The sequence below is a fragment of the Acinetobacter sp. Li1LvA2 genome (genome assembly GCF_056156705.1).
In genome coordinates, this window is the sequence record NZ_JBSICF010000006.1 from 38,562 (window position 1) to 58,688 (window position 20,127).

General features: G+C 40.3%; 17 protein-coding genes. 9 read left to right on the forward strand and 8 right to left on the reverse strand.

What is annotated here, in order from left to right; all coding sequences use genetic code 11:
* Window positions 1-7: 7 nt before the first annotated feature.
* The 5 genes from serS to rplU form a co-directional block, all read right to left on the reverse strand.
* Window positions 8-1,279, reverse strand: coding sequence for a serine--tRNA ligase (gene serS, locus ACS604_RS12755; RefSeq protein WP_004789381.1), 1,272 nt, complete (start codon window positions 1,277-1,279; stop codon window positions 8-10).
* A gap of 118 nt (window positions 1,280-1,397) precedes the next feature.
* On the reverse strand, window positions 1,398-2,198 hold the full coding sequence (locus ACS604_RS12760; protein WP_174728329.1) for an RsiV family protein: 801 nt from the start codon (window positions 2,196-2,198) through the stop codon (window positions 1,398-1,400).
* Between the two features lie 116 nt (window positions 2,199-2,314).
* Window positions 2,315-3,010: an outer membrane lipoprotein periplasmic chaperone LolA gene (gene lolA / locus ACS604_RS12765; protein ID WP_004789378.1), complete on the reverse strand. Its 696-nt coding sequence runs from the start codon at window positions 3,008-3,010 to the stop codon at window positions 2,315-2,317.
* A 241-nt stretch (window positions 3,011-3,251) separates the two neighbouring features.
* A complete protein-coding gene (gene rpmA, locus ACS604_RS12770) occupies window positions 3,252-3,509 on the reverse strand; it encodes a 50S ribosomal protein L27 (protein WP_002116037.1) in 258 nt (85 codons plus the stop codon).
* A gap of 18 nt (window positions 3,510-3,527) precedes the next feature.
* Window positions 3,528-3,839, reverse strand: coding sequence for a 50S ribosomal protein L21 (gene rplU / locus ACS604_RS12775; RefSeq protein ID WP_004639133.1), 312 nt, complete (start codon window positions 3,837-3,839; stop codon window positions 3,528-3,530).
* 443 nt (window positions 3,840-4,282) lie between these two features.
* Here rplU and sdsA point away from each other — a divergent pair, with 443 nt between their 5' ends.
* From sdsA to ACS604_RS12815, 8 genes are all read left to right on the forward strand, one after another.
* On the forward strand, window positions 4,283-5,260 hold the full coding sequence (sdsA, locus tag ACS604_RS12780) for an All-trans-nonaprenyl-diphosphate synthase (RefSeq protein WP_005310003.1): 978 nt from the start codon (window positions 4,283-4,285) through the stop codon (window positions 5,258-5,260).
* Window positions 5,261-5,274: 14 nt separating this feature from the next.
* Window positions 5,275-7,335 carry a site-specific recombinase gene (locus ACS604_RS12785; protein ID WP_151964407.1) on the forward strand — a complete coding sequence of 687 codons (2,061 nt, stop codon included), beginning with the start codon at window positions 5,275-5,277 and terminating at the stop codon, window positions 7,333-7,335.
* A 186-nt stretch (window positions 7,336-7,521) separates the two neighbouring features.
* The gene (locus tag ACS604_RS12790; protein ID WP_004789375.1) at window positions 7,522-8,148 is read left to right on the forward strand and encodes a phosphatase PAP2 family protein; all 627 of its coding nucleotides are present in this window, start codon (window positions 7,522-7,524) and stop codon (window positions 8,146-8,148) included.
* Window positions 8,149-8,171: 23 nt separating this feature from the next.
* Complete coding sequence (gene adeI / locus ACS604_RS12795) at window positions 8,172-9,419, forward strand: multidrug efflux RND transporter periplasmic adaptor subunit AdeI (protein WP_004789373.1); 1,248 nt, start codon at window positions 8,172-8,174, stop codon at window positions 9,417-9,419.
* Window positions 9,420-9,431: 12 nt separating this feature from the next.
* Window positions 9,432-12,608 (forward strand): multidrug efflux RND transporter permease subunit AdeJ, encoded by a 3,177-nt coding sequence (gene adeJ / locus ACS604_RS12800; RefSeq protein WP_174728333.1) that lies wholly within the window; start codon window positions 9,432-9,434, stop codon window positions 12,606-12,608.
* Window positions 12,608-14,062, forward strand: coding sequence for a multidrug efflux RND transporter outer membrane channel subunit AdeK (gene adeK, locus ACS604_RS12805; RefSeq protein ID WP_004789369.1), 1,455 nt, complete (start codon window positions 12,608-12,610; stop codon window positions 14,060-14,062). Before adeJ ends, adeK begins: the two co-directional genes overlap by 1 nt.
* A 109-nt stretch (window positions 14,063-14,171) precedes the next feature.
* A complete protein-coding gene (locus ACS604_RS12810; protein ID WP_312824461.1) occupies window positions 14,172-14,522 on the forward strand; it encodes a YbjQ family protein in 351 nt (116 codons plus the stop codon).
* A gap of 7 nt (window positions 14,523-14,529) precedes the next feature.
* Window positions 14,530-14,964, forward strand: a complete 435-nt coding sequence (locus ACS604_RS12815; protein WP_312824463.1) for a heavy metal-binding domain-containing protein — start codon at window positions 14,530-14,532, stop codon at window positions 14,962-14,964.
* On the opposite strand, the gene ACS604_RS12820 is transcribed toward ACS604_RS12815, so the two are convergent.
* Genes ACS604_RS12820 through ACS604_RS12830 form a run of 3 tightly spaced genes read right to left on the reverse strand, consistent with a single transcriptional unit; the run spans window position 14,961 to window position 16,953 of the window.
* On the reverse strand, window positions 14,961-15,395 hold the full coding sequence (locus ACS604_RS12820; protein WP_004789364.1) for a nuclear transport factor 2 family protein: 435 nt from the start codon (window positions 15,393-15,395) through the stop codon (window positions 14,961-14,963). The genes ACS604_RS12815 and ACS604_RS12820 overlap by 4 nt on opposite strands.
* Window positions 15,396-15,447: 52 nt before the next feature.
* On the reverse strand, window positions 15,448-16,254 hold the full coding sequence (locus ACS604_RS12825; RefSeq protein ID WP_004789363.1) for an SDR family NAD(P)-dependent oxidoreductase: 807 nt from the start codon (window positions 16,252-16,254) through the stop codon (window positions 15,448-15,450).
* 27 nt (window positions 16,255-16,281) lie between these two features.
* On the reverse strand, window positions 16,282-16,953 hold the full coding sequence (locus tag ACS604_RS12830) for a hypothetical protein (RefSeq protein ID WP_474771906.1): 672 nt from the start codon (window positions 16,951-16,953) through the stop codon (window positions 16,282-16,284).
* Window positions 16,954-17,148: 195 nt separating this feature from the next.
* Here ACS604_RS12830 and ACS604_RS12835 point away from each other — a divergent pair, with 195 nt between their 5' ends.
* Window positions 17,149-20,046: a valine--tRNA ligase gene (locus tag ACS604_RS12835; RefSeq protein WP_474771907.1), complete on the forward strand. Its 2,898-nt coding sequence runs from the start codon at window positions 17,149-17,151 to the stop codon at window positions 20,044-20,046.
* The last annotated feature ends 81 nt before the right edge of the window (window positions 20,047-20,127 follow it).

Below are 20,127 nucleotides of genomic sequence, written 5' to 3' on the forward strand. Positions count from 1 at the left end.
GCAAAGCTTAGTCAATAAATGTTAAACCACCCATATATGGGCGTAATACTTCTGGAATCTCGATAGAACCATCTTCACGTTGGTAATTTTCCATTACAGCAAGCAAAGTACGTCCAACTGCAAGACCTGAACCATTTAGTGTATGCACCAATTCGGTCTTCTTTTGATCCATTCTGTAGCGCGCTTTCATACGGCGTGCCTGAAAATCACCCATATTAGAGCAGCTTGAGATTTCACGATAAGTATTTTGGCTTGGAACCCAAACTTCTAAGTCGTAAGTTTTAGTCGCACCGAAGCCCATATCACCGCCACAGAGCAAAATTTTGCGATATGGCAAGCCAAGTGCCTGCAAAATGCCCTCGGCATGTGCAGTAAGTTCTTCAAGTGCCTGCATAGAAGTTTCAGGTTTAACGATTTGCACCATCTCAACTTTATCAAACTGATGCTGACGAATTAAACCACGTGTATCGCGACCATAAGAACCAGCTTCACTACGGAAACACGGTGTATGCGCTGCATATTTTAATGGCAAGCGTTCGGTATCAATAATCTCATCACGAACGAAGTTAGTAACAGGAACTTCTGCTGTAGGGATGAGGTAATATTCTTTTTCGCCTTGAAGTTTGAACAAATCTTCTTCAAATTTTGGTAATTGACCAGTACCACGAAGTGAATCAGCATTTACCAAATAAGGCACATAAGCTTCTGTATAGCCATTCTTTAAAGTATGGGTATCAAGCATGAACTGCGTTAAAGCACGTTGTAGGCGCGCTAAAGAACCTTTCAACACACTAAAACGTGAACCAGTCAATTTAGTCGCAGTTTCAAACTCTAAACCGCCCATCCACTCCCCTAAGTCAGTATGATCTTTGATTTCAAAATCAAACTGACGAGGCGTACCCCATTTTGAAATTTCAACGTTATCATCTTCATCTTTACCAGCAGGAACAGATTCATCTGGTAAGTTAGGGATGCTAAGCGCTTTTTGTTCAATCTCGTTTTGGAGCTCTGACAAAGCTACTTCAGCAGCTTTGATTTCATCACCAATCGCCTGCATACGCGCCATGATTTCAGAAGCATCACCACCGGATTTTTTAATCTGACCCACTTGTTTTGCACCGGCATTACGTTCTGCCTGCAATTTTTCAGTTTTTGATTGCAAGTCTTTACGGCGAGTTTCTAAAGAAGCCCATTCTTGAACATCTAATTGAACACCACGTTTTGCCAAAGCCGCATTAACAGCTTCAATATTATTTCTGAGTAACTTAGGGTCGATCATAATCAATCATAATATGGGTAAAAAACTGGCTATAGTGTAAGGCCTTCACACTAAAAAATATAGTGATCATATTCATAACGAATAGCTTTCACACAATTGTTAGAATAGATCACCTATTTTAGAACTTATAGTTTGGCACGCTCGGTAAATACTCAGGTTTAATGAATTTACTCGCTTCAAAATATGGTAGCGTTAATTCAGACATTCCTTCGGCATAAGAAGCCAACTCATAAATTGGATAGACAAAAACAATCCCATTTGCGCCATAGTAGAAATTATCACTTAATTGCAGTTTTTCACGATTGATATTGTGCTCTTGAAGCCAATTTGTATTTGCATCATAGAGGGCATCAACCAACTGTTTTTCAACATCTGGTTGAATAAGTTCAGTAACAGTAATGTGCTTTTTATTTAATAAGTCAAAATTTACAAATTCTTGATGAGACATGCCGTGTGCAGCACCAGCTGAGTACGAATAAGTCTGTAATGCAAAGGTGGCAAGATTATAGTTTTGCCCTAAATAACGAACATAGATTGCACTTTGACTTGAACTTGGTTCACCTTCAGGTACTTCAACTGGTTGATCAGCTAAATTTGCAAAAGCATTCGGATCTGCTTTCTTTATACGATTGGTGAAGTAATCATTAATCCATTTTTGATTGGTCTGTACTGTTTGAAAATCATACTCAGTACAACCATCTTCTAAGCAAACTTTTGATTTTGGCAATTTTACTGGGATTACTTTTGCTTGAATTACAGGAACACCAGCCTCTTTCGTTTCTTTAACTTTTGCAGTCGAAGCAGCCTGCTCTTCTTTGGCGGCCGACTTTGGTTGACAACCAGTCACCATTGCCATTGCAGCCATTAATGGAAGAATACAAATAATTTTCTTATCGTAAAGTCGCATAATAATCCCCATGAATTTACCTCTAACACTATACAAAGCGTAAGAATAAGACGGGGTTAAAAAATGTATCTGTCTCTCTTATATAAAAAAAGCTACCTTTTACGGTAGCTTTTTTGAAGAGGCTTTAATTATTGGTCAATAACATCTGTACCTTTTGGTGGCGTAAAGTTAAAGACTGATGCTGGAATTGAAGCATTTACTTTAACGTTCTTAAAGCGTACATAGGTGGTTTGACCTAATGAGTCTTGTAATACCATAAGTGTAGGCGCTTTATTTGCTCCAAAGCTAATCGTTAAGCTTTGGAATGCCCCATCTTCTTTTTTCGGGAATAATGTGAAATAAAGTTTAGATTTATCGGGTTGTGTTACACGATAAGACTTCATGATTTGGTTGGTATTACCAGAGAGTAATAATGCTGGTGTATCTGCAACCTGATCATCTAAGCTTTGGCGAACCGCTTGTTGTAAATCTGGATCATAGATCCAAACTGTTTTTCCGCTCGTTACAATAGTTTGTTTAGCAGGACTTACTGTTTCCCAATAAAATTTCCCCGGACGCTCAACTTTCATTGAGCCTTTAAATGTCTGGTTCATATGCTGTGCACTTAAACTCTTTTTCTGTGCCACAGTTTTTGTATTGGCTTTAGTTGTTTGTTCAAAGTCGGCAGTCAAACGCTGTAATCCTGATAACTGATTAACCAGGTTCCCAATTGCCTGTTGCTCCGGTGCTGCTACAGGCGCAGCAAACACTGTAGTACTCATTACAGGAGCAAGCACAGACGCGCTGAGTGTAATAGCACACATAGTTTTACGAAGCATATTCATGTCATCACCTTTTTAGTTGCTGTAAGACAACTTGCCATCTTCCAAAGTTATGAAACTTAGCAAGCTCTTAATTCAAGACTCATATTAACCGACAAACTCTGTGCTAATCATTGAGAAAATAAGATATTTTGTTATGTTATTCATGTTGTTTGTAGAATTTCATTCATCATGATGAAGATACACAAGATTAAATTCCATAAAAAAAGCCCACAAAATGTGGGCTTTTTTTTGAAGCTAAAACTTATACAGTTTCAACTTTTACGTAGCGACGGCCAAATTGACCTTTCACTTCGAATTTTACTACGCCGTCAGCAGTAGCAAATAAAGTATGGTCACGGCCCATACCAACATTTGCACCAGCGTGGAACTCAGTACCACGTTGACGAACGATGATGTTACCAGCAGTTACAGCTTGACCGCCGTAAACTTTAACACCTAACATTTTTGGGTTTGAATCACGACCGTTCTTCGTCGATCCACCGGCTTTTTTAGTTGCCATGTCTCTTACTCCTCGTGATTAGCCTGAAATACCAGTAATTTTCAACTCAGTGAACCATTGACGGTGACCTTGTTGTTTACGGTAGTGTTTACGACGACGCATTTTGATAATGCGGATTTTGTCGTGACGACCATGGCCAACCACTTCTGCAGTTACTTTAGCGCCAGCTACAACTGGAGCACCGATTTGAATGCTGTCACCGTTTACAACCATCAATACATCATCAAATGTAATAGTCGCGCCAGATTCAGCTTTCAATAATTCAACTTTAAGGGTTTCACCCTCAACTACACGGTGCTGTTTACCACCGCTTTGGATTACTGCGTACATAATGTACTCCAATGAGCCCGTGTCGACGTGCCGATAAGGGATATATCGATCTTAAAACGCTCGCCACTGGGGTTATATAAGGCGACAGATTTTAAGTGAAATTTGATCAAACGACAAGTATTTTCTATTTATCAGTGACTCCTATTCCCCTCTTTTTACAAAATCAACAGACAGCTTAGATTGGAATTTAGCAGTTTTCATTGATTCTGAATGAAAATTAAAATACAGTTCCAGACACAAATTGCGACAAGAACAAGTTGTATTAATGCTGATGTCATTAAATTTATTGTTTTGCCGGAAATATCATGTTTTGCTTAAATAAAGAACAAAGAACGCATAAAGACAATAGAAATGATTAATATCAGCCACTTGTTTACCTGTGCAACACACCTTTAATTGATACACTAACGCCACTTATCTACCAATACGGGGTTTTTCTTCATATGGTCATCGATTTCAAGCAAGACATTCTTGCGCCTGTTGCCTCAGACTTTGCTGCGATGGATCACTTGATTAATGAAGGAATTAGCTCAAAAGTCGGTTTAGTCATGTCTGTCAGCAAGCATGTTGTTGAAGCTGGCGGAAAGCGTATGCGCCCAATCATGTGTTTACTTGCAGCCCGTGCTTGTGGTTTAGATAACATGCAAAACGCACAACGTTTAGCTGCAATCATTGAAATGTTGCATACCGCGACATTGGTCCATGATGATGTGGTAGATGAATCTGGCCTTCGACGTGGTCGACCTACAGCAAATGCGACATGGAATAATCAGACCGCTGTATTAGTCGGTGACTTCCTGATTGCCCGTGCGTTTGATTTACTGGTCGATTTAAATAACATGACTTTATTGAAAGACTTTTCAACAGGTACATGTGAAATTGCTGAAGGTGAAGTATTACAACTTCAATCACAGCATCAACCAGATACAACCGAAGAAACTTATTTAAAAATTATTCACGGTAAAACATCTCGCCTGTTTGAACTCGCTACAGAAGGCGCTGCTATTCTGGCTGGACAAGAGGCGTATCGTGAACCATTAAGATTGTTTGCAGGTCATTTTGGTAATGCATTCCAAATTATTGATGATATTTTAGACTACACTTCAGATGCTGAAACATTAGGTAAAAATATTGGTGATGATTTAATGGAAGGTAAGCCAACTTTACCGTTAATTTCTGCATTAGCACACTCAACAGGTGAAGAGCATGCGATTATTCGTCGCAGTATCGCCACTGGTGGAGTAGACCAATTATCTCAAGTCATAGAAATTGTACAGAAGTCTGGTGCTTTAGATTATTGTCACCAACGTGCCCAAGAAGAAACAGAAGCAGCACTGCAAGCTTTATCAAACCTACCCGATACACCGTATCGTCAGGCATTGATTAACTTAACTCAGCTTGCGTTACATCGAATACAATAGATATTATTTTGCCTATGCATGTAAATTTTTCAGAACATTTTTTAAAAATAGAGAAGCAGCTTGAGGATCCTCAAGCTGTCATTGATGAAAATCTACTGATTGAACTCGTCAATGTCGTTCGCCCATCCGACCCAGAGGATACGGATGAAATTAAGAACAAAATACAGGCTTTAATTGAAAGTCTTTTACGTACACCTACAGCACCCTTTCTATTACAAACTTTCTTATTACGTTTGATTAATCGCTATAAGCAAGTCAGCTTATATGCGGACAGCGGGATTTTGTCTTTAGATGGTTTCTGGAACCAGCTTGGACAAAGACTCGGAGCACATTTTTTACCGCTAATCGAAGACTCAAGCCAACTCAAAATATTAATTGGAAGAATTTTCTATTTAGAAAGTGACAAAATCTGGCTCAATAATATTGCTGATGAAGATTGGTCAAATTTATTTAGTCTTATTGGGCAAAGCCAAAGTAATGTCGATGAAAAGTTAGTCATTCAAAATGAAATGATTAAAGCCATCACTGTCTTATCCTATCGAATTAGTGGAATTGGTCTTTATCCCGAATTTATTAATGCTCAACCAGAATTAACGGAATATGAATCCCCGTTTCTAGTTCAGAATCGTGAAATTATTGAATTTATAGAAAAATATAAAAAACAAGAACTTTCTGATCATGAGATTGCAGTTATTGCTCCTCCCGATGCATCACAAGCATTTGTTATGTTGGAACAATGTCGGGATGTAGTGTTAAAGATTCGCCGTGCTACTAAAAGAATTGGTGTAAGTTTAAGTTTGACTTATTTGTTGTCATTACTTGAGCAATGTCTTGATCGTATTGAATTATTACTTTATCTGGTTGTAGATAATACTCATGGAAAGTATGTTTCGTTAGGGCACCTTATTTCCGATTTAACCAAGGCGCACTATAGTGAAAAAAGTGTTCGCTCTTTACTCAGCACAACCAGTGAACTTATTGCCTTTCAAGTGACTGAAAATGCCAGCCGAACAGGTGAACATTATGTAAGTACTGATACCAAAGGCTTTTGGGGCATGTATAAAGCTGCTGCTGGAGCAGGCGTCATTATTGCCTTTATGGCATCTTTAAAAATTCTTGCAGCACGAATGACAATGGCTCCGCTCATGCAAGCCTTTACATTTAGTATGAATTATTCTCTAGGTTTTATTCTGATTCATGTTCTGCACTTTACTGTTGCTACCAAGCAACCCGCAATGACGGCGGCGGCTCTTGCTGCAACAGTACAGCAGCGTAGAGGTTCTAAAACAGCTCAGATTGCAGAGTTAGCAGCCCTGATTATTAATATTATCCGAACTCAATTTATTGCTATTTTAGGCAATATTTCGATTGCGATTCCTACTGCCGCACTCATTACTTTTGCTTGGCAGTTTTATCTTGATGAACCGTTATTAACCCATACTAAAGCAACGTATTTGTTGCACAGCCTAAATCCATTCACTTCTTTAGCAGTTCCCCATGCAGCAATTGCCGGAGTTTGCTTATTTTTGTCGGGTCTCATTGCTGGCTACTTTGACAACATGGCTGTTTACCGAAAAGTCGGTCCACGCCTAAGAGCGCATCGCCGCTTAGCAAACTGGTTTGGGCAAGATCGCCTCAACCGTTTTGCTGATTATATTGAACGTAACTTAGGAGCGTTAGCGGGTAACTTCTTATTCGGGATTATGTTAGGAAGTATGGGTACCATAGGGTTTATTTTAGGTTTACCTTTAGATATCCGTCATATTGCCTTTGCTTCGGCTAACTTTATCCAAGGTTTAATGACTATTAACGGCAGCCCAGACATCGGACTGATTATCGTGTCCTTTCTAGGCGTGCTATGTATTGGTCTCACTAACTTATTTGTTAGTTTCACCTTAACGATTATTGTGGCTCTACGTGCACGTCGTGTTCGCTTCGAACAATGGAAACCTTTAGCCAAACTCGTTATGACCCATTTCCTGACTCGCCCAAGCGATTTTTTCTGGCCCCCAAAACAGCCGCTAGAACTTGAAGAAAATACGACTACAAATAACGGAAAAAAAGCAGACCACTAAGAATTTTGCTTTGTACACAAAATGTGATTTTCGTCAATTTTGTTGTGATTGTTTTTCCAAATGTTAAAAAATTTTCAAAATGAATTTACGATGATCTATCAGGCTTGAAAAAAAGTGTACTGGCAAGTACACTTTTAGCGGCTTTCAGTAGTGGACACTGCTTGAATAAGCAAAGGTATTTTTTATATGCCCTATTTGTTGCTTTTTATTGGTTGTATTTTTTTAGGATTAGGTGTTCTTGGTCTTTTTGTACCAAGACTTCAGTCTTTGGATCTTCTCAGCGTTCAAATATTGAGTGAATATCGTTCAGATTATCTTAACTCTATTACGATCTTCCTAGCACGGATAGGTGGTATGCCTTTTGTACTTTTTTTATCCTTTCTGGTGTGTATATATCAGGCATGGTATAAAAAATATATTACTGTTATTTTCATTAGCGTGGGAGTTCTTGGCAGTATCACCATGGGTTGGCTGCTCAAGTGGTGTGTTGATCGCCCAAGACCCCCACAGGTATATCATATTGTCGAAAGTTACGGTGCATCGTTCCCAAGTGCACACAGTGTTTATGCATCAACACTGGCTTGTCTGGCAATGATAATGTTATGCCATAAGCCCAACATTAACTCTCCTTATATCATTTTGATTTCTTGCCTTTGGTTTATCTGCATGGGGCTTTCAAGAATATATGCTGGAGTTCATTTTCCAACAGATGTACTCGCCGGTTGGGGCATAGGTTTTATTTGGATTGCACTGCTTTGGCTCTGGTTATTACAAACACAAAGTAGGTTAAGTAAAAAACAAATATATTTTTAGATTTTATCTAACGAGGTGGAACAATGATGTCGGCTAAGCTTTGGGCTCCTGCCCTTACTGCTTGCGCATTAGCAACAAGTATCGCACTTGTTGGTTGTGGCAAAGGCTCCGATGAGAAACAGCAAGCTGCTGCTGCTCAGAAAATGCCGCCTGCTGAGGTAGGTGTTATTGTTGCTCAACCACAAAGTGTTGAACAAAGCGTTGAGCTTTCTGGCCGTACTTCAGCATATCAAATTTCTGAAGTTCGTCCTCAAACAAGTGGTGTAATTTTAAAACGCTTGTTTGCTGAAGGAAGTTATGTGCGTGAAGGTCAGGCTCTTTATGAACTGGACTCTCGAACAAACCGTGCAACGCTTGAAAATGCAAAAGCATCTCTTTTACAACAACAGGCAAATCTAGCTTCACTACGTACCAAGCTAAACCGTTATAAGCAACTTGTTTCGAGTAATGCTGTATCTAAACAAGAATATGACGACTTACTTGGTCAGGTTAATGTTGCTGAAGCACAAGTTTCTGCTGCGAAAGCTCAAGTAACGAATGCAAATGTAGATCTTGGTTATTCTACAATTCGCTCACCAATTTCTGGTCAGTCTGGACGTTCTTCTGTAACAGCTGGTGCTTTAGTTACGGCAAACCAAACTGATCCTTTAGTGACGATTCAACAGTTAGATCCAATCTATGTTGATATTAACCAGTCTAGTGCCGAGTTATTACGTTTACGCCAACAACTCAGCAAAGGCAGTTTAAACAACAGTAACAACACGAAAGTGAAGTTGAAGCTTGAAGATGGTTCGACTTATCCAATCGAAGGACAACTTGCTTTCTCTGATGCTTCTGTAAATCAGGATACAGGAACGATTACTTTACGTGCCGTATTCTCGAACCCGAACCATCTGTTACTTCCGGGTATGTATACAACTGCGCAGATTGTTCAAGGTGTAGTTCCAAATGCTTATCTGATTCCTCAAGCCGCAATTACGCGTTTACCGACAGGTCAAGCTGTAGCAATGCTTGTTAATGCTAAAGGCGCTGTTGAGAGTCGTCCTGTTGAAACCTCTGGTGTTCAAGGACAAAACTGGATTGTGACTAATGGTCTCAAAGCTGGTGAAAAAGTGATTGTTGATGGTGTTGCCAAAGTTAAAGAAGGGCAAGAAGTGTCAGCAAAACCTTACCAAGCTCAACCAGCGAATCCTCAAGGTGCAGCTCCAAATGCTACAAAACCGGCTCAATCAGGTAAACCTCAAGCAGAACAGAAAGCATCTAATGCATAAGGGGTAGATTGAATGGCACAATTTTTTATTCATCGCCCCATTTTTGCGTGGGTGATTGCATTAGTCATTATGTTGGCGGGTATTCTCACGCTAACTAAAATGCCTATTGCACAGTATCCGACGATTGCACCACCGACAGTTACAATTGCTGCAACTTATCCTGGTGCATCGGCTGAGACTGTTGAAAATACTGTAACCCAGATCATTGAACAACAAATGAATGGTCTAGATGGTTTACGTTATATTTCATCTAACAGTGCGGGTAACGGTCAAGCTTCTATTCAATTAAACTTTGAACAAGGTATTGATCCGGATATTGCACAGGTTCAGGTTCAAAACAAACTGCAATCTGCAACTGCGCTTTTGCCTGAAGACGTTCAACGCCAAGGTGTGACGGTTACTAAATCTGGTGCAAGCTTCTTGCAAGTTATTGCATTCTATTCACCAGACAATACCCTGTCAGACTCAGACATTAAAGATTACGTAAACTCGTCAATTAAAGAACCACTTAGCCGTGTTGCTGGTGTTGGTGAGGTACAAGTCTTTGGTGGTTCATACGCAATGCGTATCTGGCTCGATCCTGCAAAACTTACCAACTATCAGTTAACACCAAGTGATATTGCGACTGCTTTACAAGCGCAAAACTCGCAAGTTGCTGTAGGTCAGTTAGGTGGTGCACCAGCGGTTCAAGGTCAAGTGCTTAACGCAACAGTAAATGCGCAAAGCTTGTTACAAACACCTGAACAATTTAAAAATATCTTCTTAAAGAACACAGCATCAGGTGCTGAAGTTCGTTTAAAAGATGTTGCTCGTGTAGAGTTAGGTTCTGATAACTACCAGTTCGATTCGAAGTTTAATGGTAAACCTGCTGGCGGTCTCGCAATTAAAATTGCAACTGGTGCTAACGCACTTGACACCGCTGACGCTGTTGAACACCGTTTAGCTGAATTGCGTAAGAACTATCCAACAGGTCTTGCAGATAAACTGGCTTATGACACGACTCCATTTATTCGTCTTTCAATTGAAAGTGTTGTACACACATTAATTGAAGCGGTAATTTTAGTGTTCATTGTTATGTTCTTGTTCTTGCAGAACTGGCGTGCAACGATTATTCCAACACTTGCTGTACCTGTTGTTGTATTAGGTACATTTGCTGTTATTAATATCTTTGGTTTCTCAATTAACACCTTAACCATGTTCGCTATGGTATTGGCAATTGGTCTTCTGGTCGATGATGCCATTGTTGTAGTAGAAAACGTTGAACGTGTGATGAGTGAAGAGCATACCGATCCGGTCACGGCAACTTCACGATCGATGCAACAGATTTCTGGTGCGTTAATTGGTATCACAAGCGTATTGACAGCGGTATTCGTACCAATGGCATTCTTTGGTGGTACAACAGGTGTAATTTACCGTCAATTCTCGATTACCCTTGTAACAGCAATGGTTCTATCGTTAATTGTAGCGTTAACTTTCACCCCTGCACTTTGTGCAACCATTTTAAAACAGCATGATCCTAACAAAGAACCAAGCAATAATATTTTTGCTCGTTTCTTCAGAGGATTTAACAACGGTTTTGACCGCATGTCGCATAGCTACCAAAATGGTGTTAGCCGCATGCTTAAAGGCAAAATCTTCTCTGGCGTACTTTACGCTGTAGTGATTGGCCTACTAGTGTTCTTGTTCCAAAAACTCCCATCTTCATTCTTACCAGAAGAAGATCAGGGTGTGGTCATGACACTTGTTCAGTTACCACCAAACGCAACGCTTGACCGTACAGGTAAAGTGATTGACACCATGACAAACTTCTTCATGAATGAAAAAGATACTGTGGAATCTATTTTCACCGTTTCGGGCTTCTCATTCACGGGTGTTGGTCAAAATGCTGGTATTGGCTTCGTTAAATTGAAAGACTGGAGTGAACGTACTTCACCAGAGTCTCAAATCGGTGCGTTAATTCAGCGCGGTATGGCATTAAATATGATCGTCAAAGACGCATCTTACATTATGCCATTACAGCTTCCTGCAATGCCTGAACTTGGTGTAACAGCTGGATTTAACTTGCAACTTAAAGATTCAAGTGGTCAAGGCCATGAGAAACTTATTGCAGCACGTAATACGATCTTAGGTTTGGCTTCACAAGATAAACGTCTTGTAGGGGTACGTCCTAATGGTCAAGAAGATACACCTCAGTATCAAATTGATGTAGATCAGGCTCAAGCTGGTGCTATGGGCGTTAGCATTGCTGACATTAACAACACTATGCGTATTGCATGGGGTGGCTCATACATTAACGACTTCGTTGACCGTGGTCGTGTGAAAAAAGTTTATGTTCAAGGTGATTCGGATAGCCGTATGATGCCTGAAGACTTAAACAAGTGGTATGTACGTAATAACAAAGGCGAAATGGTACCGTTCTCTGCATTTGCTACAGGCAAATGGACATATGGTTCTCCTCGTCTTGAACGTTATAACGGCGTATCATCGGTTAACATTCAAGGTACACCTGCACCTGGCGTGAGCTCTGGTGACTCTATGAAAGCCATGGAAGAAATTATTGCTAAGTTACCATCTATGGGCTTACAAGGTTTCGACTATGAATGGACAGGTTTATCACTTGAAGAACGTGAGTCTGGTGCTCAAGCTCCATTCTTATATGCACTTTCATTGTTAATCGTTTTTCTTTGCTTAGCTGCATTGTACGAAAGCTGGTCTATTCCATTCTCGGTTTTACTTGTAGTACCACTTGGTATTATTGGTGCAATCGTATTGACTTACTTGGGTATGATTATTAAAGGAGATCCAAATCTCTCAAATAACATTTACTTCCAGGTAGCGATGATCGCGGTCATTGGTCTTTCTGCAAAAAATGCGATCTTGATTGTTGAGTTCGCAAAAGAGTTGCAGGAAAAAGGTGAAGACCTACTTGAGGCAACTTTACATGCTTCAAAAATGCGTTTACGTCCAATTATCATGACTACCCTTGCCTTCGGTTTCGGTGTACTTCCACTTGCCCTTTCAACAGGTGCCGGTGCAGGAAGTCAGCACTCAGTCGGTTTCGGTGTACTCGGTGGCGTACTCAGTGCAACGTTCTTAGGTATCTTCTTTATCCCTGTATTCTATGTGTGGATTCGTAGTATCTTTAAGTACAAACCAAAAACCATAAACACTCAGGAGCATAAATCGTGATGCAAAAAGTATGGTCTATTTCAGGTCGTAGCATTGCGGTATCTGCACTTGCGCTTGCTTTGTCAGCTTGTCAAAGCATGCGCGGCCCAGAACCAGTCGTGAAAACCGATATTCCAGAAAGCTATGCATATAACAGCGCTTCTGGTACGTCTATTGCTGAACAGGGTTACAAACAGTTCTTTGCTGACTCTCGTTTGCTCGGAGTGATTGATTTGGCGCTTGCCAACAACCGCGACTTACGTACAGCAACGCTCAATATTGAACGTGCCCAACAGCAATATCGAATTACGCAAAACAACCAGCTTCCAACAATCGGAGCAAGTGGTAGTGCAATTCGTCAGGTTTCTCAAAGCCGTGATCCGAATAACCCCTACTCTACTTATCAAGTAGGTTTGGGTGTAACTGCCTATGAACTCGATTTTTGGGGCCGTGTACGTAGCTTAAAAGATGCTGCACTAGATAGTTATCTTTCGACGCAAAGTGCACGTGATTCGACTCAAATCAGTCTGATCAGCCAAGTTGCTCAAGCATGGTTAAACTATTCTTTCGCAACAGCGAATTTAAGACTTGCAGAGCAAACGCTTAAAGCACAACAAGACTCTTACAATCTCAACAAAAAACGTTTTGATGTGGGCATCGACAGTGAAGTTCCACTACGTCAGGCACAGATTTCTGTAGAAACTGCGCGTAATGATGTAGCGAACTACAAAACACAGATTGCTCAAGCACAAAACTTGTTGAACTTGTTAGTAGGCCAATCAGTTCCACAAAACTTGTTGCCAAACCAACCTGTAAAACGCATTACTCAACAAAATGTATATACAGCTGGTTTACCGAGTGACTTGCTTAACAACCGTCCAGATGTAAAAGCTGCCGAATATAACTTAAGCGCCGCTGGTGCGAATATTGGTGCTGCAAAAGCACGTTTATTCCCAACAATTAGCTTAACGGGTTCTGCAGGTTATGCATCAACTGACTTAAGTGATCTATTTAAGTCTGGTGGTTTTGTTTGGTCAATTGGTCCAAGCTTAGACTTACCAATCTTTGACTGGGGCACGCGTCGTGCCAATGTGAAAATTTCTGAAACCGATCAGAAAATTGCATTATCTGATTATGAAAAATCAGTTCAGTCTGCGTTCCGCGAAGTTAATGATGCGCTTGCAACTCGTGCCAATATTGGTGAGCGTTTAACAGCTCAACAACGTCTAGTAGAAGCAACTAACCGCAACTACACACTGTCAAATGCCCGCTTCCGTGCTGGTATTGATAGTTACTTGACGGTTCTTGATGCACAGCGTTCATCTTATTCAGCAGAACAAGGTTTATTGTTGCTTCAACAAGCTAACTTAAACAACCAAATCGAGTTATACAAAACTCTAGGTGGTGGTTTAAAAGCAAATACTTCAGATACAGTGGTTAATCAACCATCAAGTGCTGAACTTAAAAAGCAATAAGTTTTAAATCACTTAATTTATAAAAGCTCACTTCGGTGGGCTTTTTTATTGCATCTGATGTGAATATTTTTTATCTTGAAACTTTAAGAATTTAGATTGATAAAAAACAATGTTACTGAGTAATTTAGAAAGTGTTCCGGGCCACCAGATTGTAAAGCAACTTGATGTTGTTTATGGAAGTACCGTCCGTAGTAAGCATGTTGGCCGTGATTTGATGGCAAGTTTAAAAAATATTGTAGGTGGTGAACTTACAGGTTATACCGAATTATTAGAAGAATCCCGCCAAGAAGCGATGGATCGTATGATTGTAAAAGCCCAGCAGCTTGGTGCGAATGCAATTGTTGGTATTCGTTTTTCAACTTCAAATATCGCCCAAGGTGCTTCTGAATTATTCGTATATGGCACAGCTGTGGTTGTTCAACCTCAAGCGCCCCATCTACCAGATCCCTTTAGTGCGTAGGTAGAAAATGGACAATCTAATTTTTCAGCTTATTATTTTTCTGATTCTTTTCAGTATTGGTTGGGGTTTTGGCCGCCATATTGAGCGAAAACATTTAAAAGAACTTCAAGAAAAAGAACAGCAATTTGCCCATATCAGAATTGATACCAATCGTTTTGCAACGAGTGATCAGCTAGGTCATTTGATTAGTAGTAATGTCGTGATTTCTCATGACTACTTTAAATATGTATTGGCATCCATTAAGAATGTTTTGGGCGGAAGACTGACCAGTTATGAAAGTGTAGTTGAGCGTGCTCGCCGTGAAGCAATTGTTCGCTTAAAACAACAAGCCCATACCGCAGGAGCTAACCATATTATGGGAGTTCGGCTGAGTACAACCGAACTTGGTATGCAAGGTGGCATGGTTGAAGTATTTGCTTATGGTACAGCAGTAAAAGACTAGCACTGCCCCATAGCAGAAAAATGAATACGCGGATTGCCAATATTTTTAGTTAAGTGTTGGCAAATTCCGGTAATTTTCCAACTCTCTTGTTGTTTTGCCAAAGTAAAATAATAACGACCAAACGAATGAAAATAATCATTTTCCGAAAAACGATAAATTTGATAATTACATTCTAACCATGCTTGATCTTGTTCAATACGAATCAGAGGATTACTCAAATTGTGCTGTAGCCGTAAATGCGATAAAGCTTGTTGCCGAGAACCTTTATATTCATGACAAGACACGACACATAAAGGCTCTCCCCTAAACTGGAAATAGTCCACCTCAAGTTGATCTGCCAATAACTCATCAAAAGCGTCCCAATTTTTCTGATCAAAGACCAATTGAAAACGCGTAATGACATCTAAAATACGGTGATAATCTTGATCCATGGTGAACCTTCTGCGGGTTTTTCCATCAATTTAGCACGGCGAAATCACTTTTTTATTTTACTTTTGTTTTCCGAATCATTTTATAAAGAAGTTTTGGTGACATGCGAGAAACCATCACACCTAGTTTTTCTTTCGCTCCACCAACAATAATATATTCTTGCCCCTGCATTAATGCTTTTACAGATTGCTCTGCAAATACATCTGCCTCTAAACCATTCTCGATAGCCTCATCTTGATGACCTTGAGGTTGCCCAGCACCATTTAGCGCATTGAAAGAAACGTTAGTTTTTACAAAGCCTGGGAAAATAACTGACACCTCAACACCTTGATCAGAGACTTCAGCACGTAAACTATTTGCCCACATGTGAATTGCCGCTTTAGCAGCAGAGTAGCTTGCACGGTACTGAGTCCCTAATAAACCTGCTACACTCGACACAAATACAACTCGGCCAGACTTCTGTTTTAACATAGTTGGTAGGACGGTTTTGGTGAGTGCGACTTGAGAGAAATAGTCGACTTCCATAATGGCCCGTTCGGTTGCCATTGTCGTGTCTTTAATTAAAGCACGTTGGCTTAAGCCAGCATTATTGATAAGCCAATCAATACGGCCTTTCGCTTTTAAAATCTGCTTATAAGCTTCGTTTACTTGCTTTTCATCAGTAATATCAGCAACCACTGACAAATGACGGTCAGCGTTTAACAAACCAACACGAACTTCTTCTAATTCTTCAAAACGACGCGAGGTCAAAATTACTTCGGCCCCTTGCAAAGCCAACTCACCTGCTAAGGCCTTACCCAGACCAGAAGATGCTCCCGTAATCCATACCACTTTATTTTGCAAAGTATCAAGTTTGGCCATGCTTTATGTTCCTGTTATCTTTTTAAATTATGCTGCTTGATGCATGAAGGCCAAAAAGTGGTTGATATAATGAGTTGCTGTGGTCTGATCGACCTGTGTCCCTAACTTTTCCAAACGTTTATAGCCCAAATGCGTCGTCATGTTGATGACTCCGTTAAGAGTTTTATCGACAACTAAATTAAATTTTAAACGCTTTTTAGGTTCACGTACTAGACTTGTTACGCCTAAATCCACAATTTCTATAAGCGTCTCAAATGCAGCCGTAATACTTTGCATATTACCGTCACGAATTTGCTGTGTAAGGTTTTGAGCTTGTTGTACGAGTTGTAGGGTAACTGGGTAAGTAATATAAACTTGTTGGCCCTGTTCTTTCATTAGAGATGTCATGTAATCAACTAAAGGTAAAAGACGCTCATTTCCAAAAAATGAAACTGACCAAGGCATATATTTTCGAAAAGTCTCTAAAACTTGCTGAATAACTTTTTCAGACTCAGCTTGTTGTTTTGGCGACATGGTTGAACTTCCTGACTGTAAAAGCACAGAAAAAACCTGCTCAATAATTTCACAAGAAAGATCAGAGAGTACATCGCCTAAAGGTTTTGCCTGACTTTGACTTACCCCATCATGCAATTTCTGTCGAATGGTCTCGAATTGGGTATAAGTTGAATCGGAAATTTTCAAAAAAACTTCATAACTCATGAGCAACATCCTTTTCAATTCATTTGTAATTTTTGTGCCGTGTGTCTACACGATTAAATTGTGATCCATCTTTCATAAATCTACCGTTTTTTGAAAAAAATACAAAACCGTTTATCTGTTTTCAGCACATTAATTTCGAGGCATTTTTTTGCTACAATAGGTGCAATTTTTTATGCATATTCGATCTAAGCTACTATGACTGACGCTCAAACCGCTCAAAATATTGCGACCACATACGATCCAACCGAGATCGAAAAGAAGTGGTACCAAACGTGGGAAGAACAAGGTTACTTCAAACCTTCTGGTCACGGTGAATCATTCTGTATCATGATTCCACCACCAAACGTCACAGGTAGTTTGCACATGGGCCATGGCTTTAACAATGCCATTATGGATGCCCTCACCCGTTATAACCGTATGATGGGTAAAAACACTTTGTGGCAACCGGGTACTGACCATGCTGGTATTGCAACGCAAATGGTTGTTGAGCGTCAACTTGGCTTACAAGGTGTGACTCGTCATGACTTAGGCCGTGATAAGTTCATCGAAAAAGTTTGGGAATGGAAAGAACAATCTGGCGGCACAATTACGAAACAAATTCGTCGCTTAGGTTCATCTGTAGACTGGTCACGTGAACGTTTCACGATGGACGCAGGTTTATCAAACGCAGTTAAAGAAGTATTCGTTCGTTTACACGAAGACGGTTTAATTTACCGTGGTAAACGTCTTGTAAACTGGGACCCTAAACTTCAAACCGCTCTTTCTGACCTTGAAGTGGAAAGCAAAGAAGAAAAAGGCTCACTTTGGCACTTTAAATATTTCTTTGAAGACAAATCAGTTAAAACTCAAGATGGCAAAGACTATTTAGTCGTTGCAACAACTCGTCCTGAAACTTTACTTGGTGATACTGCGGTTGCTGTTCACCCTGAAGATGAGCGTTATGCACACCTTGTTGGTAAAAACATTGTATTGCCAATTACTGGTCGTTTAATTCCGATCGTTGCTGACGACTACGTTGAAAAAGACTTCGGTACTGGCTGTGTAAAAATCACGCCTGCTCACGACTTCAATGACTATGACCTAGGTAAACGTAATAGCTTGCCAATCATTAATATCTTCAACAAAAATGCCGAAGTTTTAGGTGAGTTTGAATATATTGCAAAAGCTGGCGAACAAATTTCTAAAACCATTACTGCACCTGCAGACTATGCTGGTTTAGAGCGTTTTGAAGCACGTAAAAAATTAGTTGCTCAAGCTGAAGCTGAAGGCTGGTTAGATCAAATCCAACCGTATGACTTAAAAGCGCCACGCGGTGACCGTTCAGGCGTGATCATTGAGCCATTATTAACTGACCAATGGTACGTAAAAATTGCTCCGCTTGCTGAGCCTGCAATTGAAGCAGTTCAAGATGGCCGTATTAAGTTTGTTCCAGAACAATATAGCAACATGTACATGGCGTGGATGCGTGACATTCAAGACTGGTGTATTTCACGTCAGCTTTGGTGGGGTCACCGTATTCCAGCTTGGTACGATGCAAATGGTAACATCTATGTTGGCCGTAACGAAGAAGAAGTCCGCGCGAAAAACAACATCGCGGCTGACATTGAACTTAAACAAGACGAAGACGTTCTTGATACATGGTTCTCATCTGCACTTTGGACATTCTCAACTTTAGGTTGGACTGGCGATGCACAAAAAGATGCAGCAAATGATTTCTTAAAAACTTTCCACCCAACAGATGTGTTGGTGACGGGTTTTGACATCATTTTCTTCTGGGTTGCCCGCATGATCATGATGACCCTGCACTTCATGAAAAATGAAGATGGCTCATCTCAGGTTCCATTTAAGACTGTTTACGTTCACGGCTTAGTACGTGATGGTGAAGGTCAAAAAATGTCTAAGTCTAAAGGTAACGTACTTGACCCATTAGACTTGATTGACGGTATTGACTTAGAAAGCTTAGTTGCAAAACGTACGACTGGCCTAATGAACCCGAAAGATGCAGCGAAGATTGAAAAATCAACGCGCAAAGAGTTCCCAGAAGGTATTAATGCTTATGGTACTGACGCAGTACGTTTCACGTTCTGTGCACTTGCAAACACTGGTCGTGACATCAAGTTCGACTTAAAACGTGTTGAAGGCTACCGTAACTTCTGTAACAAAATCTGGAACGCAACTCGTTTCGTTCTGATGAATGTTGAAGGTCAAACTGTTGGTCAAGAAGCTCGCCCTGATCTTTGGGAACTTCCAGAACAATGGATTATGAGCCGTCTGCAAAAAGCTGAAGCTGCTGTACATCAAGCGTTTGCAACGTATCGTTTAGACCTTGCTGCTCAAGCGATTTACGACTTTATTTGGAATGAATACTGTGACTGGTACGTTGAGTTAACTAAACCAGTTCTAAACGATGCAGAAGTTTCAGAAGAGCGTAAAGCTGAAGTACGCCGTGTATTGCTTGCTGTAATGGAAGCTTCTTTACGTTTGGCTCATCCGTTAATGCCATATTTGACAGAAGAAATCTGGCAAACGCTTGCACCAATGCTTGGTCAAGGTGGCCCAACGATTATGACTGCTCAGTACCCTATTCCTGAGCAAGCAAAAATCAATGAACAAGCTGAAGCAGATATGCAATGGCTTCAAGGTTTGATTGGTGCAGTACGCAACATTCGTGGTGAGTTAGGCTTAGGTAATGCGCGCTTGTTACCAGTATTACTTCAAAATACCTCTGACGCTGAACGTGAACAAATCATTCGTATTGAAGCATTGTTCAAAGCATTGGCTAAAGTTGAAAGCATTGAGTTCTTGAATAAAGACCAAGAGCCACCTTTGTCTTGCTCTAGCGTTGTTAGCCATGCATCGGTATTTGTACCAATGAAAGGTTTAATCGACCCTAAAGCTGAGCTTGCTCGTTTGCAAAAAGACTTGGATAAAATCCAAAAGCAACACGACCAAATCGCGGGCAAACTTGCAAACGAAGGCTTTGTGTCTAAAGCACCAGCAGCGGTTGTTGAAGGTGAAAAAGCGAAGCTTGCTGAGTTTGCTGCTCAGTTAGAAAAAGTTAAAGCGAATATGGAGCAGATTGCTGCGCTTTAATGCAGTAATTTGATTCAAAAAATCCCCTCAAATGAGGGGATTTTTATAGTATAAATATAAACAATTAAAACACTAATGGAT

Bases quoted from the DNA above. Each gene is read 5' to 3' on its own strand.
- serS (WP_004789381.1), bottom strand. From the start codon at position 1,279: ATGATCGACCCTAAGTTACTCAGAAATAATATTGAAGCTGTTAATGCG.
- ACS604_RS12760 (WP_174728329.1), bottom strand. From the start codon at position 2,198: ATGGGGATTATTATGCGACTTTACGATAAGAAAATTATTTGTATTCTT.
- lolA (WP_004789378.1), bottom strand. From the start codon at position 3,010: ATGAATATGCTTCGTAAAACTATGTGTGCTATTACACTCAGCGCGTCT.
- rpmA (WP_002116037.1), bottom strand. From the start codon at position 3,509: ATGGCAACTAAAAAAGCCGGTGGATCGACGAAGAACGGTCGTGATTCA.
- rplU (WP_004639133.1), bottom strand. From the start codon at position 3,839: ATGTACGCAGTAATCCAAAGCGGTGGTAAACAGCACCGTGTAGTTGAG.
- sdsA (WP_005310003.1), top strand. From the start codon at position 4,283: ATGGTCATCGATTTCAAGCAAGACATTCTTGCGCCTGTTGCCTCAGAC.
- ACS604_RS12785 (WP_151964407.1), top strand. From the start codon at position 5,275: ATGCATGTAAATTTTTCAGAACATTTTTTAAAAATAGAGAAGCAGCTT.
- ACS604_RS12790 (WP_004789375.1), top strand. From the start codon at position 7,522: ATGCCCTATTTGTTGCTTTTTATTGGTTGTATTTTTTTAGGATTAGGT.
- adeI (WP_004789373.1), top strand. From the start codon at position 8,172: ATGATGTCGGCTAAGCTTTGGGCTCCTGCCCTTACTGCTTGCGCATTA.
- adeJ (WP_174728333.1), top strand. From the start codon at position 9,432: ATGGCACAATTTTTTATTCATCGCCCCATTTTTGCGTGGGTGATTGCA.
- adeK (WP_004789369.1), top strand. From the start codon at position 12,608: ATGCAAAAAGTATGGTCTATTTCAGGTCGTAGCATTGCGGTATCTGCA.
- ACS604_RS12810 (WP_312824461.1), top strand. From the start codon at position 14,172: ATGTTACTGAGTAATTTAGAAAGTGTTCCGGGCCACCAGATTGTAAAG.
- ACS604_RS12815 (WP_312824463.1), top strand. From the start codon at position 14,530: ATGGACAATCTAATTTTTCAGCTTATTATTTTTCTGATTCTTTTCAGT.
- ACS604_RS12820 (WP_004789364.1), bottom strand. From the start codon at position 15,395: ATGGATCAAGATTATCACCGTATTTTAGATGTCATTACGCGTTTTCAA.
- ACS604_RS12825 (WP_004789363.1), bottom strand. From the start codon at position 16,254: ATGGCCAAACTTGATACTTTGCAAAATAAAGTGGTATGGATTACGGGA.
- ACS604_RS12830 (WP_474771906.1), bottom strand. From the start codon at position 16,953: ATGAGTTATGAAGTTTTTTTGAAAATTTCCGATTCAACTTATACCCAA.
- ACS604_RS12835 (WP_474771907.1), top strand. From the start codon at position 17,149: ATGACTGACGCTCAAACCGCTCAAAATATTGCGACCACATACGATCCA.